Source organism: Mesorhizobium sp. (assembly GCF_965229135.1).
Classification (GTDB): domain Bacteria; phylum Pseudomonadota; class Alphaproteobacteria; order Rhizobiales; family Rhizobiaceae; genus Mesorhizobium.
The window spans coordinates 815,232-834,614 of sequence record NZ_OZ245860.1 but is presented as its reverse complement, the minus strand read 5'-3'; the positions used below and the strand labels follow the sequence as shown (position 1 = coordinate 834,614).

At 61.3% G+C, this 19,383-nt stretch carries 19 protein-coding genes; 4 read left to right on the top strand and 15 right to left on the bottom strand.

Annotated elements, in window-relative coordinates; all coding sequences use genetic code 11:
* Positions 1-95: 95 nt before the first annotated feature.
* The 7 genes from ACO07C_RS04010 to ACO07C_RS03980 all read right to left on the bottom strand — a co-directional run bounded on the left by ACO07C_RS04010 (position 96) and on the right by ACO07C_RS03980 (position 6,915).
* A complete protein-coding gene (locus tag ACO07C_RS04010; RefSeq protein ID WP_421912938.1) occupies positions 96-1,508 on the bottom strand; it encodes a pyridoxal phosphate-dependent decarboxylase family protein in 1,413 nt (470 codons plus the stop codon).
* A gap of 105 nt (positions 1,509-1,613) precedes the next feature.
* On the bottom strand, positions 1,614-2,345 hold the full coding sequence (locus tag ACO07C_RS04005) for a peptidase (RefSeq protein WP_421912937.1): 732 nt from the start codon (positions 2,343-2,345) through the stop codon (positions 1,614-1,616).
* 28 nt (positions 2,346-2,373) lie between these two features.
* Positions 2,374-3,168 (bottom strand): transglutaminase family protein, encoded by a 795-nt coding sequence (locus ACO07C_RS04000; RefSeq protein WP_421912936.1) that lies wholly within the window; start codon positions 3,166-3,168, stop codon positions 2,374-2,376.
* Between the two features lie 64 nt (positions 3,169-3,232).
* Positions 3,233-4,174 carry an alpha-E domain-containing protein gene (locus ACO07C_RS03995; protein WP_421912935.1) on the bottom strand — a complete coding sequence of 314 codons (942 nt, stop codon included), beginning with the start codon at positions 4,172-4,174 and terminating at the stop codon, positions 3,233-3,235.
* A gap of 130 nt (positions 4,175-4,304) precedes the next feature.
* Positions 4,305-5,717: a circularly permuted type 2 ATP-grasp protein gene (locus tag ACO07C_RS03990; RefSeq protein ID WP_421912934.1), complete on the bottom strand. Its 1,413-nt coding sequence runs from the start codon at positions 5,715-5,717 to the stop codon at positions 4,305-4,307.
* 171 nt (positions 5,718-5,888) lie between these two features.
* A complete protein-coding gene (locus ACO07C_RS03985) occupies positions 5,889-6,125 on the bottom strand; it encodes an Lrp/AsnC ligand binding domain-containing protein (protein WP_227347143.1) in 237 nt (78 codons plus the stop codon).
* A gap of 193 nt (positions 6,126-6,318) precedes the next feature.
* On the bottom strand, positions 6,319-6,915 hold the full coding sequence (locus tag ACO07C_RS03980) for a DsbA family protein (protein ID WP_421912932.1): 597 nt from the start codon (positions 6,913-6,915) through the stop codon (positions 6,319-6,321).
* Positions 6,916-7,147: 232 nt separating this feature from the next.
* On the opposite strand from ACO07C_RS03980, the gene ACO07C_RS03975 reads away from it, so the two are divergent.
* A complete protein-coding gene (locus ACO07C_RS03975) occupies positions 7,148-7,567 on the top strand; it encodes a DUF4864 domain-containing protein (protein WP_421912931.1) in 420 nt (139 codons plus the stop codon).
* A gap of 10 nt (positions 7,568-7,577) precedes the next feature.
* On the opposite strand, the gene ACO07C_RS03970 is transcribed toward ACO07C_RS03975, so the two are convergent.
* From ACO07C_RS03970 to coaD, 7 genes are all read right to left on the bottom strand, one after another.
* Positions 7,578-8,882 carry a hypothetical protein gene (locus tag ACO07C_RS03970; RefSeq protein WP_421912930.1) on the bottom strand — a complete coding sequence of 435 codons (1,305 nt, stop codon included), beginning with the start codon at positions 8,880-8,882 and terminating at the stop codon, positions 7,578-7,580.
* A gap of 255 nt (positions 8,883-9,137) precedes the next feature.
* Positions 9,138-10,268 (bottom strand): tRNA guanosine(34) transglycosylase Tgt, encoded by a 1,131-nt coding sequence (gene tgt / locus ACO07C_RS03965; protein WP_421912929.1) that lies wholly within the window; start codon positions 10,266-10,268, stop codon positions 9,138-9,140.
* Positions 10,265-11,371: a tRNA preQ1(34) S-adenosylmethionine ribosyltransferase-isomerase QueA gene (gene queA, locus ACO07C_RS03960; RefSeq protein WP_421912928.1), complete on the bottom strand. Its 1,107-nt coding sequence runs from the start codon at positions 11,369-11,371 to the stop codon at positions 10,265-10,267. The genes tgt and queA overlap by 4 nt, the downstream gene beginning before the upstream one ends.
* Positions 11,372-11,375: 4 nt before the next feature.
* Positions 11,376-11,825 (bottom strand): DMT family transporter, encoded by a 450-nt coding sequence (locus ACO07C_RS03955; protein WP_421912927.1) that lies wholly within the window; start codon positions 11,823-11,825, stop codon positions 11,376-11,378.
* 12 nt (positions 11,826-11,837) lie between these two features.
* Positions 11,838-12,350, bottom strand: a complete 513-nt coding sequence (locus tag ACO07C_RS03950; protein ID WP_354458722.1) for a peptidylprolyl isomerase — start codon at positions 12,348-12,350, stop codon at positions 11,838-11,840.
* Positions 12,351-12,379: 29 nt separating this feature from the next.
* Positions 12,380-12,877, bottom strand: coding sequence for a peptidylprolyl isomerase (locus ACO07C_RS03945; protein WP_421917434.1), 498 nt, complete (start codon positions 12,875-12,877; stop codon positions 12,380-12,382).
* A gap of 110 nt (positions 12,878-12,987) precedes the next feature.
* Positions 12,988-13,488: a pantetheine-phosphate adenylyltransferase gene (coaD, locus tag ACO07C_RS03940; RefSeq protein ID WP_421912926.1), complete on the bottom strand. Its 501-nt coding sequence runs from the start codon at positions 13,486-13,488 to the stop codon at positions 12,988-12,990.
* A gap of 194 nt (positions 13,489-13,682) precedes the next feature.
* Here coaD and ACO07C_RS03935 point away from each other — a divergent pair, with 194 nt between their 5' ends.
* Positions 13,683-13,835 (top strand): hypothetical protein, encoded by a 153-nt coding sequence (locus tag ACO07C_RS03935; protein ID WP_421912925.1) that lies wholly within the window; start codon positions 13,683-13,685, stop codon positions 13,833-13,835.
* A 97-nt stretch (positions 13,836-13,932) separates the two neighbouring features.
* Here the strand turns inward: ACO07C_RS03935 and gyrA are convergent, their stop codons facing one another.
* Positions 13,933-16,719 (bottom strand): DNA gyrase subunit A, encoded by a 2,787-nt coding sequence (gene gyrA / locus ACO07C_RS03930; protein ID WP_421912924.1) that lies wholly within the window; start codon positions 16,717-16,719, stop codon positions 13,933-13,935.
* 210 nt (positions 16,720-16,929) lie between these two features.
* On the opposite strand from gyrA, the gene ACO07C_RS03925 reads away from it, so the two are divergent.
* Positions 16,930-18,630, top strand: coding sequence for a SulP family inorganic anion transporter (locus ACO07C_RS03925; protein WP_421912923.1), 1,701 nt, complete (start codon positions 16,930-16,932; stop codon positions 18,628-18,630).
* Positions 18,627-19,262 carry a ParB-like protein gene (locus ACO07C_RS03920; RefSeq protein WP_421912922.1) on the top strand — a complete coding sequence of 212 codons (636 nt, stop codon included), beginning with the start codon at positions 18,627-18,629 and terminating at the stop codon, positions 19,260-19,262. Before ACO07C_RS03925 ends, ACO07C_RS03920 begins: the two co-directional genes overlap by 4 nt.
* Positions 19,263-19,383 lie beyond the last annotated feature (121 nt).

Genomic DNA, 19,383 nt, shown 5'->3' with positions numbered 1-19,383 from the left:
CATACCCGAAAACGAAAGTTATGAAAAGGCAGGAGCCCTTGAACAGAAATGGATGATTGCAAAAGGAAACCGTGTCGCAGGTTCAGAAAATCGGTTCAGGTCAGGGTGCGTGCGATTTCGGTAATGATGCCGAATGCGGCATCGACGTCCGCCGCTGTCGTCTCGAACTGACCGACCTGAAAGCGGATCGCAACCCGCCCATTAACGCGCGTTTGCGTCAGATAGATACGGCCATCGTCATTGATGGCGTTGACCAGCCGCAGATTATGCTCATCCGGATCGACGCCTGGAGGCGCCTGATGCTGGAACGAAAACAGCGACAACATCGGCTCGGTGACAAGTTCGAAACCCGGCTCGCCTCCGATCCTCTCGGCGAGGCCTTCGCTCCATGCGACATGGTTGCGAATCATCGTGCGCAGATTGTCCAGCCCGTACGCACGCAGCAGGAACCAGAGTTTCAGAGCCCGGAAGCGCCGTCCGAGCGGCACCGACCATTCGGAATAGTTGATGATGCCGTCATGGCCATGGGTCTTCAGGTATTCAGGCTTGATGGCGAGAGTCCTCACATGGCTTTCCGGATCGCGCAGGAACTGGATCGAGCAGTCGAACTGCGCGCCCAGCCATTTGTGGGGATTGAAGACGATGGAATCCGCGAACGCCGCACCGGCCCAGAAATGTCGGTATTCCTCGCAGATCATGGCCGATCCCGCCCACGCCGCATCGACATGCAGATACAGACCATGCCGTTTCGCTATCGCGGCAACGCCAGCGATATCATCGGTTCCCCCCGTGCTGGTGCCGCCGACGCAAGCGATGATGCCAGCTGGCAGCAGCCCGGCTTTTTTGTCCGCGAGGATCGCCGCCTCGAGAGCCGTGGTGTCCATGGCGCGAAAGCGGCCAGACGCGGGAATCCGGACCAGATTATCCTCGCCAATGCCCGCGACCCAGATCGCCCGGTCGATGGAGGTGTGGACCTGATCGGAGGAGTAAATTCGCAGTCTTGCCTGCCCGCTTAGCCCCTTCTTGTTTCCTTGCCAATCGAGGGTGCGTTCACGCATGGTCAGCACGGCGGCAAGCGTGGCCGAGGACGCCGAATCCTGGATGACCCCCGAAAAGCCTTCCGGCAGGCCGAGCGCCTGCCGCATCCAGTCGACGACCCTCGTCTCCAGCTCGGTCGCGGCCGGCGAGGTCTGCCAGAGCATGCATTGCGCGGCCATCGCCGAAACGAGGTATTCGGCCACGACGGAAACGGGTGCTGCATTGGCCGGGAAATAGGCGAAAAAGCGCGGATGCTGCCAATGGGTCATGCCGGGCAGGATCTTTTCCTCGAAATCGGCGAAGATCGTATCCATCGGCTCCGCCCTCTCCGGCGGCGAAACCTCTATGCTCTTGAAGATGTCGCCCGGCTCGACAAGTGGCCGCACCGGCCTATCGGGAAGGCCGGCTCGGTAATCGGCGCCCCACTCAGCCGCGCGCAGCGACCATTGCCGGAATTCTTCGTTGTTCATCGCCCCCCCAGCCTTGTTCAGGCGCCGCCGTTTGAAAAAGGCGCTTCAAGCACGCTAATTAACAGGCGAAATATCGACCCGCAACCATCCACGAGGGTGCGGCAGCTATCCCGGAAAATCCGGCAGGCTGGCAAAGGCGGTCTTCAGGGCGTTCGACCATCCGTCGGAAATCGTGCGGTAATACTGATCGTCCTGGCCGATGCGCTTCTTCAATCCAACCTTGAAGGCGTCCTTCTCATAGAACAGCAGGTCAAGCGGCAAGCCGACCGACAGGTTCGACTTCAGCGTCGAGTCGAACGACACCAGCAGCAGCTTCACCGTCTCGGCAAGACTCATCGTCTTTTCATAGGCGCGAATGATGATCGGCTTGCCGTACTTGGTCTCACCGATCTGGAAGAACGGCGTATCGTCGGTCGACTCGATGAAATTGCCTTCGGGGTAGATCATGAACAGGCGGGGCTCGCTGCCCTTGATCTGGCCGCCGAGAATGAAGGAAGCATTGAAGTAGGAATCCGCCTTTTCACCGGCAGGAGACGAATGGGCGATGACCTCCTTGACGGTGTCGCCCACGAGCCGCACCGTTTGATACATGGAGGGCGTTTCCAACAAAGTCGCATGACGATCGGCAACCGCCTTGGTGCGCTCTTCCAGCAGGCTGACCACTGCCTGCGTCGTCGCCAGATTGCCGGCTGACATCAGCACGATGACGCGCTCGCCCGGCTGTTCCCAGACATGCATCTTCCTGAAGGTCGAGATCGAATCCATACCGGCATTGGTGCGCGTGTCCGACATGAACACGAGCCCGCGATCGATCTTCAGGCCAACGCAATAGGTCATGGAATCTTTTCCGGCGGCAATATGGGGATTACTGCTCCACCGTGACCGTGACCGCAAGCTGTTCTTCCGCCTGTCCCAGCCGAATTCCCGACACCGGCGTGGCATCGCGGTAGTCGCGGCCGGTTGCCACCTTCACATAGCGCTCATCTGGGGAAATGCCGTTGGCGGCATCGAAGGCAACCCACCCAAGGCCGGAAACATGCGCCTCTGCCCAGGCATGGCTTGCCGCCTGCTCGATCGCCGCGTCCATCATCAGATAGCCGCTGACATAGCGGGCCGGAAACCCCATGGCGCGCGCGGCGGTCGCAAAGATATGGCTGTGATCCTGGCAGACGCCGGATTGGAGCACCAGCGCCTCCTCTGCCGGCGTCGCGGCGCTGGTGGTGCCTGGCGTGTAGGCTACACGTTCACCGATCACAGCCATCAGCCGATGCAATCTTTCGATATCGGTGCCCTTGCCGATGGATGCCGCGAGCTCGCGAATGCTGCTGCCGATCGTTGTCAGGGTTGTTTCCTGGCTGAACAGCCAGAGCGGTGCAAAGCCTTGGTGCGGTCCGCAGACACCGGCGGTGTCGCGCGTCACCACTTCGCCGGCCGCCTCGACCGTGATGAAATCGCGTTCGCCCTCGACGCTTAGAAGGCGCGTGTCATTGCCGAAATGGTCGACAAAGCGAACCTCCTCGCGCGCACCTTCGATATTCAGCCCCCAGGACAACACGGTCTGCGTCGGTCCGCTGGCAGGAAGCAGCCGCAGCCGCTGCAACAGATACTGTACCGGCGTATCGTAGCGGTATTCGGTGCGGTGGGTGATCTTCAGCCGCATGCTTGTTGTCCGTTGGTGAGCATGATCTCGTCCGAAAACCGCGTTCCGCTTTCCGGGATCATGCTCAGTTGAACCGATAGTCTTGCGCGATCTCATCGCCGAGCTTGGTGTTGTCGAGTATGAAGCTGGCCAGGAACTCATGCAGGCCGGTATCGAATATGTCCTTGATCGAGCCGGTTCTCAACATGGCCTGCGTCTTCTCCGCCGTTGCGTGGCAGGCATGCCGCTCGCCGTAATCGTCGCCCAGGAATTTCAGATGCTCCGTAAGGAAGCGGTAGCAGAAGGTCAGGGAGCGCGGCATGCGGACGTTGAGGATCAGGTAATCAGCGATATTGGTCGGCTTGTACTCGGCATCATAGACCCAGCGATAGGACCGATGCGCCGATACCGAGCGCAGGATCGATTCCCACTGGTAATTGTCGAGCGTCGAGCCGACCCAGGAGATCGATGGCAGCAGGACATAGTACTTCACATCGAGAATGCGTGCCGTGTTGTCGGCCCGCTCGACATAGGTGCCGAGTTGGGAGAAGTCGAAAATCTCGTTGCGCAGCATGGTGCCGTAGAACGAACCGCGGATCAGGGCCGTCTCGCGCTTGATGGCATCGAGCACGCTGGGCAGGTCGCGTTCGTCGATCGGCCTGGCCAGCATGCGCTTCAGTGACATCCAGGCTTCGTTGATGCTTTCCCAGGTTTCGCGCGTCAACGCTGTCCGCACCATGCGGGCGTTGTTGCGGGCCGTCTCGATCGACGACATCGTGCTCGATGGGTTCGTCGTGTCACGCAGCAGGAAGTCGGCAACGTTGGCGGCCGTATAATCCGAGTATTTCTGCGTGAAGGCGACATCGGAGCCGGCGCTCAGCAGCACCGAATTCCATTCCTCCGACGCGCTCTGGGTACGGGTCAGTGCCATGCGCAAGCCGGCATCGACCAGCCGCGCCATGTTCTCGGCCCGCTCGATATAGCGGTTCATCCAGTATAGCCCGTTGGCGGTGCGGCCTAGAAGCATGAAATGGCCCTTCGGGCTAGTGAGTGGGGAATAGCGGGTAGGGAATAATAACTGATTGAATCTCAACGGAATATGGCATTTCCCTGTCCCTTTTGCTTCCCACTACTGCCTATTTCCCTACTCACTGGCCTCAATCATCCAGCACCCACGTATCCTTGGTGCCGCCACCTTGTGAGGAGTTGACGACCAGCGAGCCCTCCTTGAGCGCGACACGCGTCAGGCCGCCCGGTACGATCTGGATGCGGTCGGACACCAGCACATAGGGGCGGAGATCGACGTGACGGGGCGCCAGACCCTTGTCCGTCAGTATCGGACAAGTCGATAGCGCCAGGGTTGGCTGGGCGATGTAGTTCGAAGGTTTTGCCGCGAGTTTCTTGGAAAAATCGTCGCACTCCTTCCTGGTTGCCGCCGGTCCAACCAGCATGCCGTAGCCGCCGGACCCATGCACTTCCTTGATCACCAGTTCGTCTATGTGTTCGAGCACATATTTCAGGCTGTCCGGCTCCGAGCAGCGCCATGTCGGGATGTTGCCGAGGATCGCCTTGCGGCCTGTGTAGAATTCGACGATCTCGGGCATGTAGGAATAGATCGCCTTGTCGTCGGCGATGCCGGTGCCCGGCGCATTGGCGATGGTAATGTTGCCCGCGCGATAGACATCCATGATGCCGGGAATGCCCAGTGCGGAGTCCGGGCGGAAGGTCAGCGGATCGAGGAAGGAATCATCGACACGCCTGTAGAGCACGTCGATCTGCTTGTAGCCTTCGGTGGTACGCATGGCGACATGGCCGTCGACGACACGCAAATCCTGGCCCTCGACAAGCTGCACTCCCATCTGGTCGGCGAGGAAGGCGTGCTCGAAATAGGCGGAGTTGTAGCTGCCCGGCGTCAGCACGGCGATGGTCGGCGCGCCCTTTGTGCCTTGCGGCCGCACCGCCGCCAGCGACTGGCGCAGAAGCTGCGGATAGTTTTCGACCGGCCGGACCTTGATCTGCTGAAACAGCTCGGGAAAGAGCTGCATCATCGTCTCCCGGTTCTCCAGCATGTAGGAGACACCCGATGGCGTGCGCGCATTGTCCTCCAGCACATAGAATTCGTTCTCGCTGATGCGCACGATGTCGACGCCTATAATGTGCGTATAGACGCCCGCTGGCGGCCGCACACCAATCATCTCCGGCAGGAATGCTTCGTTCCTGGCGATCAGTTCCTTGGGAACGCGCCCCGCCCGCAGGATTTCCTGGCGATGGTAGATGTCATCTAGAAAGGCATTCAGCGCCTGCACCCGCTGCTCGATGCCTTGCGTCAGCCGCCGCCATTCCTGGCCGGAAATGATGCGGGGAACGATGTCGAACGGGATCAGTCTCTCTGACGCATCCTGCTCGCCATAGACGGCGAACGTGATGCCCGTCTTGCGAAAGACGCGCTCGGCGTCCTGCATCTTTTCGGTAAGCCTGGCCGGATCCTGCTCTTTCAGCCAGCGATCGTAAGCCGAATACGGTTTTCTCAATCCGGAAACTTCCGGAAGCATTTCGTCGAACGCTGCCAATCGCATACTCCCCTGTGACACCATTTCACTGACGTCTCTGGAGAAAATCAAGCGCAATCGGTGATTTGGGCGGGTTGGGCGGTCAGTATATTGCGACTGCCTAAAATTAAGGCAGTGCCAATATGGCCGGGATCAGCCTTTGCCTCGTCGTCGGGCATTTGGCGGAAGCGATCAGAACGCTCGGAAAGTGACGACGGTAAACGTGTCCTTGATGCCCGGAAGAATCTGCACCTTCTCATTGACGAAGTGACCAATGTCTTCTTCGTCATCGACGTAGAACTTGGCGAGCAGATCGTAGTTGCCGGCTGTCGAGTAGATCTCTGAAGCGATCTCGGCATCAGCGAGCGCGCTGGCCACCTGATAGGCCTTGCCGAGGTCGCATTTGATCTGCACGAAAAACGCTCTCATCGCTCCGTCCCGCCCAAGCTCGTACCGACAACGCCACGCGGCCTCAGAGGCGCGAAGGATGTCGTAGCACGTTGATTGCGCATGATCTCCGCCGAAAATCCAATCCGACTTTCGGGTCATGCGCTCGACGCGGCCCTTGTCGCAGACTGCCGCCCGGCTTTCAAGCTTAAGGACTGTCTCGGGCACCCCTTGCTCAGGCAGCCCGAGCCTTTGCAACCGCGACCTTGAGGTCCGCCACGGACATGCCGTGCCGGTACAAGGTACCGCCGATCACAAGCGCCGGCGTACCCCGCAATCCGAAGGCACTTGCTTGGGCCCCGTTGCGAGACAGGACCGCATCGATTTTCGGCTGACGGACAGCGAGGCCGGCACGCACCCTGGTCACATCAACGCCGGCCGACGCGAGAATCTCGTTCGTGCGGTGTTCGGAAAGTCCTTGCCCACTGGCCATGAGGGCATTCACCGCCCTGGCATAGTGTGGGCCGGCGGAGAGCGCCATGCGGGCCGCGTCGCGCGAGGCATCACCAAAAATCGGCCAATCCTTCATCACCAGCCGGATGCCATGATCCTCGGCGAGAAGCTTTTTCAACTGGACATAGGTGAGCTTGCAGATGGGGCACTGATAATCGACGAATTCAGCGATTGTCACATTGCCTCGGGGGTTGCCGAGTGCGGGGATCGCCGGATCAAAGGGCACTTCGGAAGCACCCGCCCATGCGGGCAAGGGAGCCAGAACCGCGAAGCTTGCGGCACCTTTCAGGAAGGTACGTCGATGAATCTGTCCAGACATTGTTCGTCCCGTGGGTTGTAGATTTAATCCCCCTCGCCCCGAGGATGAGCGCAGCCTCTTAAACTATGCTTAAACTCGCGCGTTTGGCCATTCTTTGGCCGTTCTGGGGCGAATGTTTGCGGGCACTGAAACCCTCGGGCGCCGAGATACGTAAGATATTGCGTATGTTATGATATGTGCCCGGACAGCAGTTTTTTGGGGATAACTTTTCGAGGAACAACGGAGACAGACCATGCGTCGCGCATTTCTCGCATTCGCGCTCGTTTCACTCCTCCTTGATTCGCCGGCAATGGCCGGGGATGCTGAAATCAAGGCAGCACAGACGGCAATCGACGGTCAGCTGAAGGCCTTCATCGCCAATGACGGCGCGCGCGCCTACAGTTTTGCCGCACCGAATGTGAAACAGACCTTTCCGACTGTCGACCTGTTCATGAACATGGTCACCAACGGCTATCCGCCGGTGCGCAAGCCGCAGACCTATTCCTTCGGCAAGGTGCAGGAGACCGGTCCGACATCGATTGTCCAGCAGGTTCTGATCGTGGGGCCTGACGGCAAGGACTACGAAGCGGTGTACACGCTCCAGCAGCAGCCCGACGGCTCCTTCCAGATCACCGGGTGCAGTCTGCGCGCGGCGAACTCATTGAGCACCTGATCAGGCTGGCTCAGTCCACTCGACGATACAGCGTCCAGCCCAAACCCGACAGGCCCCAGCTTGCCGACGCCGCGACGCGTTCATACGCCAAGGTACAATTTGCCTCTGGCGTTACATGCTGTGCTTGATTGTCGGGCGGCCCCTCGAGGATCAGCCATGCCGGGCGTTCGGCACACACTTTGCCCTGCGGGACCAGCGATGCCTGGCGATCCAGCCTTGCGGCAAAATGGTCAACAACCATGCCGGTTCGGAAATCATGATTGCTGGCGTAGGTGGCCGAGCCATCTCGTGTCATCCGCTCGACGATCGCTGAATAGGAGCCGCGGCCGTATTCGTAGAACGACAGCAGCGACACCGCCGTGCCCATCAAAACCGCAACGAGCCCTCCCGCCGCCAGCAGCCTGTGCTTTCCCCCGGCGTCCAAACCACGGCCAAGCACCTCTCCGGCCCACAGTAGCAGCAGCGTGGCGCTGACGAGAAAGTAGCGCGGGAATTCCAGGTTCGGAAGCCGTGCGGCCGCCATGAGCATGGGCAGGCCGACGATCCCGATGACATAGAGGCCGGACCGCCGATCACGCCAGATGACCGCCGAGACGCCGACAGGGACCCACGCGGCAAAAATGCAGGCCCAATTACCTATCCAGGACGGCAGGCCGAACAGATAGCGGATCATGCCGCCATACCCATCGGCAAAGGCTGGCAACGTGAAAGGCGAAACGCCACCGACACTGAAGCCGAACAGCTTGGCGCCGACAACCACTCCGATAGCCAGCGGCAGCACGGCGAGCCCGGCCGGTATGAAGATCCAGCCTACCTCAACGACAGTCCGCGCAAGGCGCCGGGTCCGCAACCAGACCATCCATGTCGCCCATACCGCAAGGACAACAGCTGCTTCGAGCATGGTGAGATGCGACAAGAATCCGAGCAGGATCGCCGCCGCGAAGGCGAGAGTGGAGCCGCGCCCGTCCAGGCGGCGCTCCAGCAGAAGTACGCAGGCCAGCGTGAACAACACAAGGCCTGCATAGCCACGCGCTTCCGAGCCGTAATGAACCATCGGATAGCTCACCGCGAACAGCAGGCTCGTCGCGATCATCGTCCATCGTCCGCGCGCGGCGGCCGTCATCGCGGCTACGGCGATCGTGGCCACGCCGAGTGCCACCGAGAGTCCTCGCTGGATCAACGGCGAAGCATCAGGGCCGACCAGATAGAGATAGATCGAGTTGAGAAAGTGGTTGTTGTCATGGTTGACCCGCCAGAATATCTGGTCGATCGAGGTCAGCGGCCTCAGTAGTTCAAGGCTCCAGATCTCGTCCAACCAGAGATCGCCGCGCGCACCCATCAACCGCAGGGCGAGACCGACCGCAACGATCAGCAGGATTGGCAGGTATGTGGCCCATCGCTTCGGGACCGCCACCGAATGGCGGGACCCTGCGACTTCTTGCGTCCGCGCCTCTATGGCCGGAATGGAAGCTTGCCCCGAGAGGAACAGGTTCTTGGCCCTTGCCTGAAAACACCAGGGGCATGGTTACCCTGCAGTCGTTTCAAAACAGTTCGCGAGCGAACCTCGGCCTCAAAGCGGCGGCAGGTCGCCCTTGGCCCAGGCCTCGGAGATTTCTCCGGCTCGCGCTTCGAACGCGCCGACCTCGAGCGCTGCACGAATGTCCTGCATAAGCGTCTGATAATACGAGAGATTGTTCCAGGTGAGAAGCATTGCGCCCAGCGCCTCCTGCGAACGCACCAGATGATGCAGGTAGGCACGCGAATAATCGCGCGCGGCCGGGCAGTCGCTTTCCTCGTCGAGCGGGCGCGGATCATCGGCATGGCGGGCGTTGCGCAGATTGACCTTGCCGCGCCTTGTGTAGGCAAGGCCATGGCGGCCGGCTCGCGTCGGCATCACGCAGTCGAACATGTCGATGCCGCGCGCCACCGATTTCAAAATGTCATCGGGCGTCCCGACGCCCATCAGATAGCGTGGCTTGTCCGCCGGCAGTTCGGGGCAGGTGATGTCGAGCATCTCGAGCATCACGGCTTGCGGCTCGCCCACGGCCAGGCCGCCGACAGCGTAACCTTTCAAATCCATCGCGCTCAAAGCTTGCGCCGAACGCACACGCAAATCGGCGTTGTCGCCGCCTTGCACGATGCCGAACATTGCCTTGCCGGGTTGATCGCCGAACGCCGCCTTGCAGCGCTCGGCCCAGCGCAGCGACAGCTCCATGGCACGCTGGATCTCTTTCGTCTCGGCCGGCAGCGCGGTGCATTCGTCGAGCTGCATCTGGATGTCGGAATCGAGCAGCCCTTGGATCTCGATCGAACGCTCCGGCGACATTTCGTAAGCGGCGCCATCAATATGCGAGCGGAAGGTCACGCCTTTTTCGGTGAGCTTTCTCAGCTTCGACAGCGACATGACCTGGAAACCGCCAGAGTCGGTCAGGATCGGATGCGGCCAGCGGGCGAACTCATGCAGGCCGCCGAGCCGCGCCACGCGCTCGGCACCGGGCCGCAGCATCAAATGGTAGGTGTTGCCCAGGATGATATCGGCGCCGACGCCGCGCACCTGGTCCATATACATCGCCTTGACGGTGCCGCCCGTACCGACGGGCATGAAAGCGGGCGTGCGGATTTCGCCGCGCGGCATGGTGATCGCACCGCGACGCGCTTTCCCATCGGTCGCCAGAACCTTGAAGGTGAACGCGTCGGTCATTGAATTCCTTGCAACGGCGGGTCTGGAGAGTCCTCCGCTCGATAAAGCAGGCTAGCGTCTCCATAGGAGTAGAATCTGTAGCGGTTCTCGATGGCATGCGCATACGCCGCGCGCATCGTCTTGAGGCTGCTGAACGCCGAGACCAGCATGAAGAGGGTCGAGCGCGGCAGATGGAAATTGGTCATCAGCATGTCGGCGGTGCGAAAGCGGTAGCCTGGCGTGATGAAAATATCCGTCGGGCCCGACCAGGCCGGCATGGTGCCATCTGGGCGTGCGGCACTCTCCAGCAGGCGCAGCGACGTCGTGCCGACGGCAATGACGCGCCCGCCCCTCGCCTTTGCCGCGTTCAGCGCATCGGCGGTTTCTTGGCCCACCGAACCCGTCTCGGCATGCATTTTGTGATCGGCGGTATCGTCGGCCTTCACGGGAAGGAACGTGCCGGCGCCGACATGCAGCGTCACGAAACGGCGCTCCACACCCTTTGCATCGAGCGCCGCGAAAAGCTCTGGCGTGAAATGCAGGCCCGCCGTGGGGGCGGCAACGGCCCCCTCCTCCCTTGCATAGATGGTCTGATAGTCGCTGCGGTCACGCTCGTCGTCGTGGCGCTTGGAGGCAATATAGGGCGGCAGCGGAATGTGCCCGACCGCATGCAGCGCCTCGTCGAGGAATGCACCGGAAAGGTCGAAGCCGAGCAGCACTTCGCCGCCCTCGCCCTTCTCGATCACCGTAGCGTCGAGCTGGCCGAGCAAGCATGAATTGCCGTCATGCCCGAAATGAATGCGATCGCCGGCGGCGATCCGCTTGCCCGGCCGCATGAAAGCCAGCCAGCGATCGCCAGCCATGCGCATATGCAGCGTGGCTTCGACCTGCGCGACGGCTTCCCCGCGACGCCTTATGCCCTTCAACTGGGCAGGAATGACCTTGGTGTCGTTGAAGACCAGCACATCACCGGCCCTCAGCAGCGAAGGCAGGTCGCGAACGATCCGATCTTCCAGTCCTTCACCCGGCCTGACGACAAGCATCCTGGCGCTGTCGCGCGGTTCCGCCGGTCGCAGCGCAATGCGCTCCTCCGGCAGTTCAAAGTCAAAGAGATCGACGCGCATGGAATTAAAACAACCGGACGAGCAGCGCTCCGGCTAAGAGCAGCACCGCGCCCGCGATACGGCCGAGTGACATCTCGCGCACGGCGACGCCGAGGAAGCCGACGCGGTCAATGAGCATGCCGGCCAGCAACTGGCCAGCAACGAGGAACGCCATCAGGGCGGCAGCGCCGATGCGCGGCGTCAGGATCGTGGACAGCGTGACGTAGAACCCGCCGAGCATGCCGCCGGCCACAAACAGCCAGGGCGCCGGCGCCTTCCAGTCGAGCGATATGCCCTGCAGCTTCACCACGGTGACGGAGATGATGCCGAGCACGACGGCCCCCGACAGGAACGAAAACGCAGCCGCTGCGACCGGGAGACCCAGACCGCGCGCCAGCTGCGAATTGATCGGTGCCTGAATGGCAATGAAGGCGCCGGATAGGATGCCGAGAAGCGACCAGACGACGCCCATCATTGTCGTTCCACCTTACTTGACGTCGGCCGCGACCTTCAGCGACACGATCTTGTCGGGGTCGACGACCGGTTCGCCGCGCTTGATCTTGTCGACATTGTCCATGCCTTCGATGACCTGGCCCCAGACCGTGTACTGGCGGTTGAGGAATGCGGCATCGTCGAAGCAGATGAAGAACTGCGAGTTAGCCGAGTTCGGGTTCTGCGAACGCGCCATCGAGCAGGTGCCACGGCCATGATTGGCGTTGGAGAATTCAGCCTTCAAGTCAGGCTTCTCCGAGCCGCCCATGCCGGCACGGGACGGAGCAAAAGTGGATTTGCTCGAATTGCCGAACTTCACGTCGCCGGTCTGCGCCATGAAACCCTCGATGACGCGGTGGAACACCACGCCGTCATAGGCGCCTTCGCGCGCCAGTTCCTTGATGCGGGCGACGTGGCCAGGCGCCAGATCGGGAAACAGTTCGATGACGACATTGCCCTTCGTCGTCTCCATGATGAGCGCGTTCTCGCGGTCCTTGATCTCAGCCATGTCAGATATCCTTTTGAAAATGAACAGATTTACTTGCCATCAGCGGCGATGCGCACCTTGATCATGCGATCGGGATCCGTGACGCTCCCATTGTTGGCCTCGTCGCCCTTCTTGATCTTGTCGACCAGATCCATGCCGCTGACGACATTGCCCACGATGGTATACTGGCCATCGAGGTTAGGCGCTGGCGCGAACATGATGAAGAATTGCGAATTGGCCGAGTTCGGATCCTGCGAACGGGCCATGCCGACCGCGCCGCGCTTGAAGTGCTCGGTGTTGGAGAATTCCGCCGGCAGGTCCGGAAGGTCGGAGCCGCCGGTGCCAACCGCATCGGCGCTGAAACCCTTCTTCATGTTGCCGAACTTGACGTCGCCGGTCTGCGCCATGAAGCCGTCGATGACACGGTGGAAGGCGACGTTGTCGTAAGCGCCCTGGCGCACCAGCTTCTTGATCTGCGCGACATGCTTCGGCGCGAGGTCGGGCCTGAGCGCGATGGTCACGTCACCGTCCTTCAGTGTGATGATCATGGTGTTCTCCGGCTCGGCGGCAAAGGCTGAGACGGACGCCGTCACGAGACCGGCGAACACGATAAGGAACGAGGCGAGCCTTTTGAGCTGCATTTGTTATCTCCGGGATCTTATTTCGCGAATTTTGCGGTGAGCGCGCCGGCAACCGCCACCGGCACGAAGGGGCGGATGTCGCCGCCCATCGAGGCTATCTGGCGGACAAGTGTGGCGGTAATGGTGCGCACCGAGGGACTGGCGGGCAGAAACACAGTCTGCAATTCCGGCGCCATGGTTTCGTTCATGCCGGCCATCTGCATCTCGTAGTCGAGGTCGGTGCCGTCCCGCAGGCCGCGGATCATGATCGATGCGCCCTCTTTTCTGGCTGCATCAATGACCAGGCCGTCGAAAGCGACCACCTTGATGCGCGCCCCGTCAGCGCCGAATTCCGCTTTTGTCGCTGCCTCGATCAGCCCGACACGTTCCTCGAAGGAAAACAGCGGCTTCTTGCCCGGGTGGATGCCGATCGCGGCATAGACGATGTCCGCCACGGCCAGCGACGCCTTGAGCACATCGAGATGGCCATTGGTGAGCGGGTCGAAGGAGCCAGCGTAAAGGGCGATGCGTTCAATCATGGGAGGTGCTTCTAGCGAGCCTCTCTCGCAAAGGCAAATCCGATTGGCGAGTAGGGCGTGAACCTTTTCGCCCGCATGAACGACAGATGAACGGGCTGATCACGAATGCTTCACGCAGCGTTCACTAGATTGCCGCTTCATAGGATGAAACCAAAGTCCCATCTAACCGTTATAGGCTGCAGGAGAACACGCAAATGCTGATCTACATGCTCGCCACCGCAATGACCGTCGCCATGCTGATCGCCACCGCATTCGGGCTGCATCAGGAAGCGCAGAGGGTCCGCGCCAGGGTTAACTCGAAGCGGTTCGAAGGGTTCGGCATACGCAAGCCGTATCGCCACTTCTGAACCATCAGAGTTTGTGCCGGTAGAGTTTTGTTGCCGTTAGAGTAAGTTGCCTTATTGCCGCGCCGGCCCCCTGGGGCCGGCGTTTCCGTATCCGGAATTATTGCGCGCCATCCGGCGCGGCACCGTCAGTCGGCCCACCTTCGGAAGCAGAGTTGTCTTCAACCTCTTCTTCCGATTGCGGCTCGGAAATCCGCTCCACCGACACGACCTTTTCACCTTCCGCCGTATTGAAGATGGTTACGCCCTTGGTGGCGCGGCTGGCGAACCGGATGCCGTTGACCGGCACGCGGATCACAGTACCACCATCCGAAACCAGCATGATCTGGTCATCATTGCCGACCGGGAAGGTCGCCACCAGCCTGCCGATCTCGGCTGTCTTGGACACGTCGGTGGCACGAATACCCTTGCCGCCGCGACCGGTCAGACGGAAGTCATAGGACGAAGACCGCTTGCCGTAGCCGTATTCGGTCACTGTCAGCACGTACTTCTCATGCTGCTTCAGGAACTCGTAGCGTTCGTCGGAAAGCTCCGTCTCCTCGCCAACCTCTTCGTTGGTCAGCGCGATCTCCTCCTCTTCGCCGGCGGCAAGCCGCCGTTCAGCCGCCGCCCGCTTGAGATAGGCGGCGCGTTCGGCTGGCGGGGCATCGACATTCTCGATCACCGCCATGGAAATCACCCTATCGGTGTCCGCCATGGCGATGCCACGAACGCCCACAGAGTTGCGGCTCTGGAAGACACGCACGTCGCCTACCGGGAACCGGATGCACTGGCCCGAGCTTGCGGTCAGCAGCACATCGTCATTGTCGGTGCAGGTCTCGACGCCGAGAATTTCGTCGCCTTCCTCCTCCAGCTTCATAGCGATCTTGCCATTGCGATTGACCTGGACAAAATCCGAAAGTTTGTTGCGGCGCACCGTGCCGCGCGTCGTGGCGAACATGACGTCGAGTTCGCCCCAGCTCGTCTCGTCCTCCGGCAGCGGCATGATCGTGGTGATGCGTTCGCCCTGTTCCAGGGGCAGCATGTTGATCAACGCCTTGCCGCGCGATTGCGGGTTGCCTATCGGCAGCCGCCAGACTTTTTCCTTGTAGACGATGCCGCGCGAGGAGAAGAACAGCACCGGCGTGTGCGTGTTGGCCACGAACAGGCGGGTAACGAAATCCTCCTCCTTGGTCGACATGCCCGAGCGACCCTTGCCGCCACGGCGCTGTGCGCGGTAGAGCGACAAAGGCACACGCTTGATGTAGCCGGAATGGCTCACCGTCACGACCATGTCCTCGCGCTGGATCAGGTCCTCGTCTTCCATGTCCGATCCACCGTCGGTGAGTTCGGTGCGGCGCGGCGTGCCGAACTCGTCGCGCACGGCGGCGAGTTCGTCCTTGACGATCTGCTGGACGCGGGCGCGGGACGACAGGATGTCGAGATAGTCGATGATCTCGGCGCCGATCGTGTTCAACTCGTCGGCGATCTCGTCGCGGCCAAGCGCGGTCAGGCGCTGCAGGCGCAGTTCGAGGATGGCGCGGGCCTGCTCCTCGGACAGATTGTAGGTGCCGTCCTCATTGATACGATGACGCGGATCGTCGATCAAAAGGATCAGCGATTCGACGTCGCCGGACGGCCAGCGCCGTTCCATCAACTGCTCGCGCGCCGTTTGCGGATCCGGCGCGGTGCGGATCAGTTTTATGACTTCATCGATATTGGCAACAGCGATCGCAAGGCCGACCAGCACATGGGCGCGGTCGCGGGCCTTGCGCAGCAGGAATTTCGTGCGCCGGGTGATCACCTCTTCGCGGAAGGACACAAACGCCTTCAGCATGTCGGTCAGCGTCATCAGTTCCGGCTTGCCACCGTTCAGCGCCACCATATTGGCGCCAAAGGACGTCTGCAGCGGTGTGAAGCGATAGAGCTGGTTCAAGATGACGTCGGCGACGGCGTCGCGCTTCAACTCGATGACGACGCGGTAGCCCTGGCGATCGCTCTCGTCGCGAATATCGGAAATGCCTTCGATGCGCTTGTCACGCACCAGTTCGGCCATCTTCTCGATCATCGACGACTTGTTCACCTGGTAGGGAACCTCGGTGATGATGATCGACTCGCGGTCATTGCCGCGTTGTTCGATGTTGACCTTGCCGCGCATGACGACGGAGCCGCGGCCGGTCGAATACGCGCTGTAGATGCCGGAGCGGCCAAGCACGATGCCGCCGGTCGGGAAATCGGGGCCCGGGATGATCTCCATCAGTGCCGGCAGGTCGATCGCCGGATTGTCGATGATGGCGATCGCGCCGTTGCAGATCTCGCTGAGATTGTGCGGCGGGATGTTGGTGGCCATGCCGACGGCAATGCCGCCCGAACCGTTGACCAGAAGGTTGGGAAACCGCGCCGGCAAAACCTTCGGCTCGGTGTCGGAAGCATCGTAAGTGTCTTGGAAATCGACGGTGTCCTTGTCGATATCCTCGAGCAGTTCATGCGCGACCTTGGTAAGCCGCGATTCCGTGTAGCGCATCGCCGCCGGCGGATCGCCGTCGATCGAGCCGAAATTGCCTTGCCCGTCGATCAGCGGCACTCGCAGCGACCAGTCCTGCGCCATGCGCACCAAGGCGTCATAGATCGAGGCGTCGCCATGCGGATGGTACTTACCCATCACGTCGGCGACCGGGCGCGCCGACTTCACATATTTGCGATTCCAGTGGTAGCCGCTCTCATGGGCGGCGTAGAGAATCCGGCGATGCACCGGCTTCAGTCCGTCGCGCACGTCCGGCAGCGCGCGGCTGACGATCACGCTCATCGCGTAATCGAGGTACGAGCGCTGCATCTCCTCGATGATGGATATCGGCTCGATGCCTGTGGGGCCGCCGTCGGCGCCGCGCGGTGTTTTTTGGTCGGTCAAATCGGATCACAATCTAATCAGGAATCACTTTCCGCTTATATAGGAAGCGACGCCGAAACTCCAACATTCCCGGCACTTTTCCAGTGTCCATTTCGGTGGTAAATTCAAAAGGATACCGCTCATTGCGACGATATGGCCAAGGCGTTTTTCATGGCTCTCGAAGCAAAGCATGGAATTGAGCGTGCTTCTCGAGTGAAAGCCAACAGCGCGATGACTCTATCCCCGTGGCTGCCGTTCCGATCGTTGAGCGGCTGGGTCCCGAAGGATATCAATGGCGACATCGTCGCGGGCATCACGCTGGCCGCCATAGCCATTCCCGAACAGATGGCGACAGCCCGTCTTGGCGGCTTCGCGCCGGAGATAGGCTTCTTCGCCTTTGTCGCCGGTTCGGTCGCCTTTGCCGTGTTCGGAGCCAACCGCCACCTGTCGGCGGGGGCGGATTCAACCATTACGCCGCTGTTCGCGGGTAGCCTCGCGCTGCTCGCCACGACCGGCTCCCCGCATTATCTGGCGCTTGCGGGAGTGCTGGCCCTGCTGGTCGGGCTGATCGTGGCGGTCAGCGGCGTCTTTCGTCTTGGCTGGGTTGCCGACCTCCTGTCGGTGCCGGTCACCACCGGCTTCCTGGCCGGCATCGCGATCCACATCATCGTTTCGCAGTTGCCGGGCTTGCTCGGCCTGCCGGCGGAGACCGGGGAAACCCTGCGGCGCGTCGGCGAGATCGCCGAAAACCTTCATCTCACCAATCCCTACAGTCTCGCGCTGGGCTTTGGCGTGTTCGCGATCGTGTTCGTCGCCGAGCGTATGAGTGCCCGCATACCCGGCGCCCTGATCGGCGTGGTGCTGGCGACCGCGGCCGTCATCGCCTTCGGTCTGGCAGATCGCGGCGTGGCGGTGCTCGGTGCCTTGCCGAACGGCCTGCCGCGGGCCGGCTTGCCGCTGGTCAGCCTTGACGACGCGCGGGCATTGATCCCCCTGGCATTGCTGATCGCCATCGTCGTCATGGTGCAGACAGCGGCCACTTCACGCTCTTTCGTCTCGCAACAGGGCGATGCCCCTGACGTCAACCGGGATTTCATTGGCGTTGGGGCAGGCAGCATCGCCGCGGGCCTGCTTGGCGCATTTCCGGTCAATGCCAGCCCGCCGCGCACCGCCATCGTCGCACAGACAGGCGGTCATTCGCAGTTGGCAAGTATCGTCGCGGCCGCAATCGTGCTCGCTCTCGGCGCCTTTGGCGGCAACCTGCTCGCCAATGTTCCGCAGGCGGCTCTTGCTGGCGTGCTGCTGTTCGTCGCCCAACGGATCCTGCGATGGCAGGTGTTTGCCAATGTCTACCGGCAGGCGCCGGTCGAGTTCGCCCTGATCATCGTGACCATGGTCGCCATCGTCGCATTGCCCATCCAGACCGGCGTGGCGATCGGCATCGGCCTTTCACTGCTGCACGGAATCTGGAGCGCAACGCGCACCCAGCCCATCGAATTGGCGAAGGTTCACGGCACGTCGATCTGGTGGCCACCGGCCGCCGCCAATATTGGCGACCAACTGCCTGGTGTCCTGGTCGCCGCATTTCAGGCGCCACTGTCCTTTGTCAATGCTGACCGCTTCAAACTAGGCGTGCGCGGCATGATCGACGCAAGGCGCGGTAGCCTGAAACTGGTCGTTCTGGAGGCCAGCAACGTCGTCGAAATCGACTATACCGCCGCGCAGGCACTGATCGAAACGATTGCCTACTGCCAAAGCGAAGGCGTGACCTTTGCCATCGCCCGGATGGAATCGCTGCGGGCCCAGGCTGCGCTGGCGCGGTTCGGCATCACCGACCTGATCGGCCCGCAGCACGTCTTTCACAGCGTTGATGACGCCGTCCGCACATTGCATTCCAGCCAATCGCCGGAAAAACAGGGAAGCCCGACATGACACCCTCCAGCACCGCAATCCAGAGGGAACCCCTGCTGAAACCCGTTCCGGTGAAAGAACTGCGACCGACGCAGATCACCGTGGGCATGCGCGAAGTGGCGCTGAAGCGGCAGATGATCCGGGCGCAGAGCGTCAGGAAGACCAGCACGTTCCTTGGCTCCCATATGGTGCCGGCAGTGATCGGGCCTAAGGGACGCCATTATGTCACCGACCATCACCATCTGGCCCGCGCCCTGCTTGAGGAGGGCGTCAGGGATGTGCTTGTGACGGTGATCAGTGATCTGTCGGCGCTCGACAAGGACGCCTTCCTTTTCGTGCTCGACAATCGCGGCTGGATGCACCCGTTCGATGAAAACGGACAGCGCCGCGACTACGCCGCCATTCCCAAGACCATCGCCGAGCTTGTCGATGATCCCTACCGAAGCATGGCTGGCGAATTACGCCGCCTCGGTGGCTACGCCAAGGACACGACACCGTTCGCCGAGTTCATCTGGGCCGATTTCCTGCGCCGGCGCATCACCAAGGACGAAGTGGCGAAAAACTTCGACAAGGCCATGAAGGGAGCTTTGACCCTGGCCAAGGGCAAGGACGCGGATTATCTGCCCGGCTGGTGCGGCCCGACATCGGATTGAGCTTCGTGCGAAACGACCACGGGCACCGTCTTCAACGCCATGACCGACGGTGGCCTCGATAGCCAGCTGATGTCTCCCCGTCAGTTGTCGGAAGCGGCGGTTGAAGATCGGCAGCCCGGTC

What these genes read in the sequence shown, in the direction of transcription:
- ACO07C_RS03920 (WP_421912922.1), top strand. Translation starts at nt 18,627, where the DNA reads ATGACACCCTCCAGCACCGCAATCCAGAGGGAACCCCTGCTGAAACCC.
- ACO07C_RS04010 (WP_421912938.1), bottom strand. Translation starts at nt 1,508, where the DNA reads ATGAACAACGAAGAATTCCGGCAATGGTCGCTGCGCGCGGCTGAGTGG.
- coaD (WP_421912926.1), bottom strand. Translation starts at nt 13,488, where the DNA reads ATGATTGAACGCATCGCCCTTTACGCTGGCTCCTTCGACCCGCTCACC.
- ACO07C_RS04005 (WP_421912937.1), bottom strand. Translation starts at nt 2,345, where the DNA reads ATGACCTATTGCGTTGGCCTGAAGATCGATCGCGGGCTCGTGTTCATG.
- ACO07C_RS03945 (WP_421917434.1), bottom strand. Translation starts at nt 12,877, where the DNA reads ATGATCATCACACTGAAGGACGGTGACGTGACCATCGCGCTCAGGCCC.
- ACO07C_RS03995 (WP_421912935.1), bottom strand. Translation starts at nt 4,174, where the DNA reads ATGCTTCTAGGCCGCACCGCCAACGGGCTATACTGGATGAACCGCTAT.
- tgt (WP_421912929.1), bottom strand. Translation starts at nt 10,268, where the DNA reads ATGACCGACGCGTTCACCTTCAAGGTTCTGGCGACCGATGGGAAAGCG.
- ACO07C_RS03950 (WP_354458722.1), bottom strand. Translation starts at nt 12,350, where the DNA reads ATGGCTGAGATCAAGGACCGCGAGAACGCGCTCATCATGGAGACGACG.
- ACO07C_RS03935 (WP_421912925.1), top strand. Translation starts at nt 13,683, where the DNA reads ATGCTGATCTACATGCTCGCCACCGCAATGACCGTCGCCATGCTGATC.
- ACO07C_RS03975 (WP_421912931.1), top strand. Translation starts at nt 7,148, where the DNA reads ATGCGTCGCGCATTTCTCGCATTCGCGCTCGTTTCACTCCTCCTTGAT.
- ACO07C_RS03955 (WP_421912927.1), bottom strand. Translation starts at nt 11,825, where the DNA reads ATGATGGGCGTCGTCTGGTCGCTTCTCGGCATCCTATCCGGCGCCTTC.
- ACO07C_RS04000 (WP_421912936.1), bottom strand. Translation starts at nt 3,168, where the DNA reads ATGCGGCTGAAGATCACCCACCGCACCGAATACCGCTACGATACGCCG.
- queA (WP_421912928.1), bottom strand. Translation starts at nt 11,371, where the DNA reads ATGCGCGTCGATCTCTTTGACTTTGAACTGCCGGAGGAGCGCATTGCG.
- ACO07C_RS03925 (WP_421912923.1), top strand. Translation starts at nt 16,930, where the DNA reads ATGACTCTATCCCCGTGGCTGCCGTTCCGATCGTTGAGCGGCTGGGTC.
- ACO07C_RS03985 (WP_227347143.1), bottom strand. Translation starts at nt 6,125, where the DNA reads ATGAGAGCGTTTTTCGTGCAGATCAAATGCGACCTCGGCAAGGCCTAT.
- ACO07C_RS03980 (WP_421912932.1), bottom strand. Translation starts at nt 6,915, where the DNA reads ATGTCTGGACAGATTCATCGACGTACCTTCCTGAAAGGTGCCGCAAGC.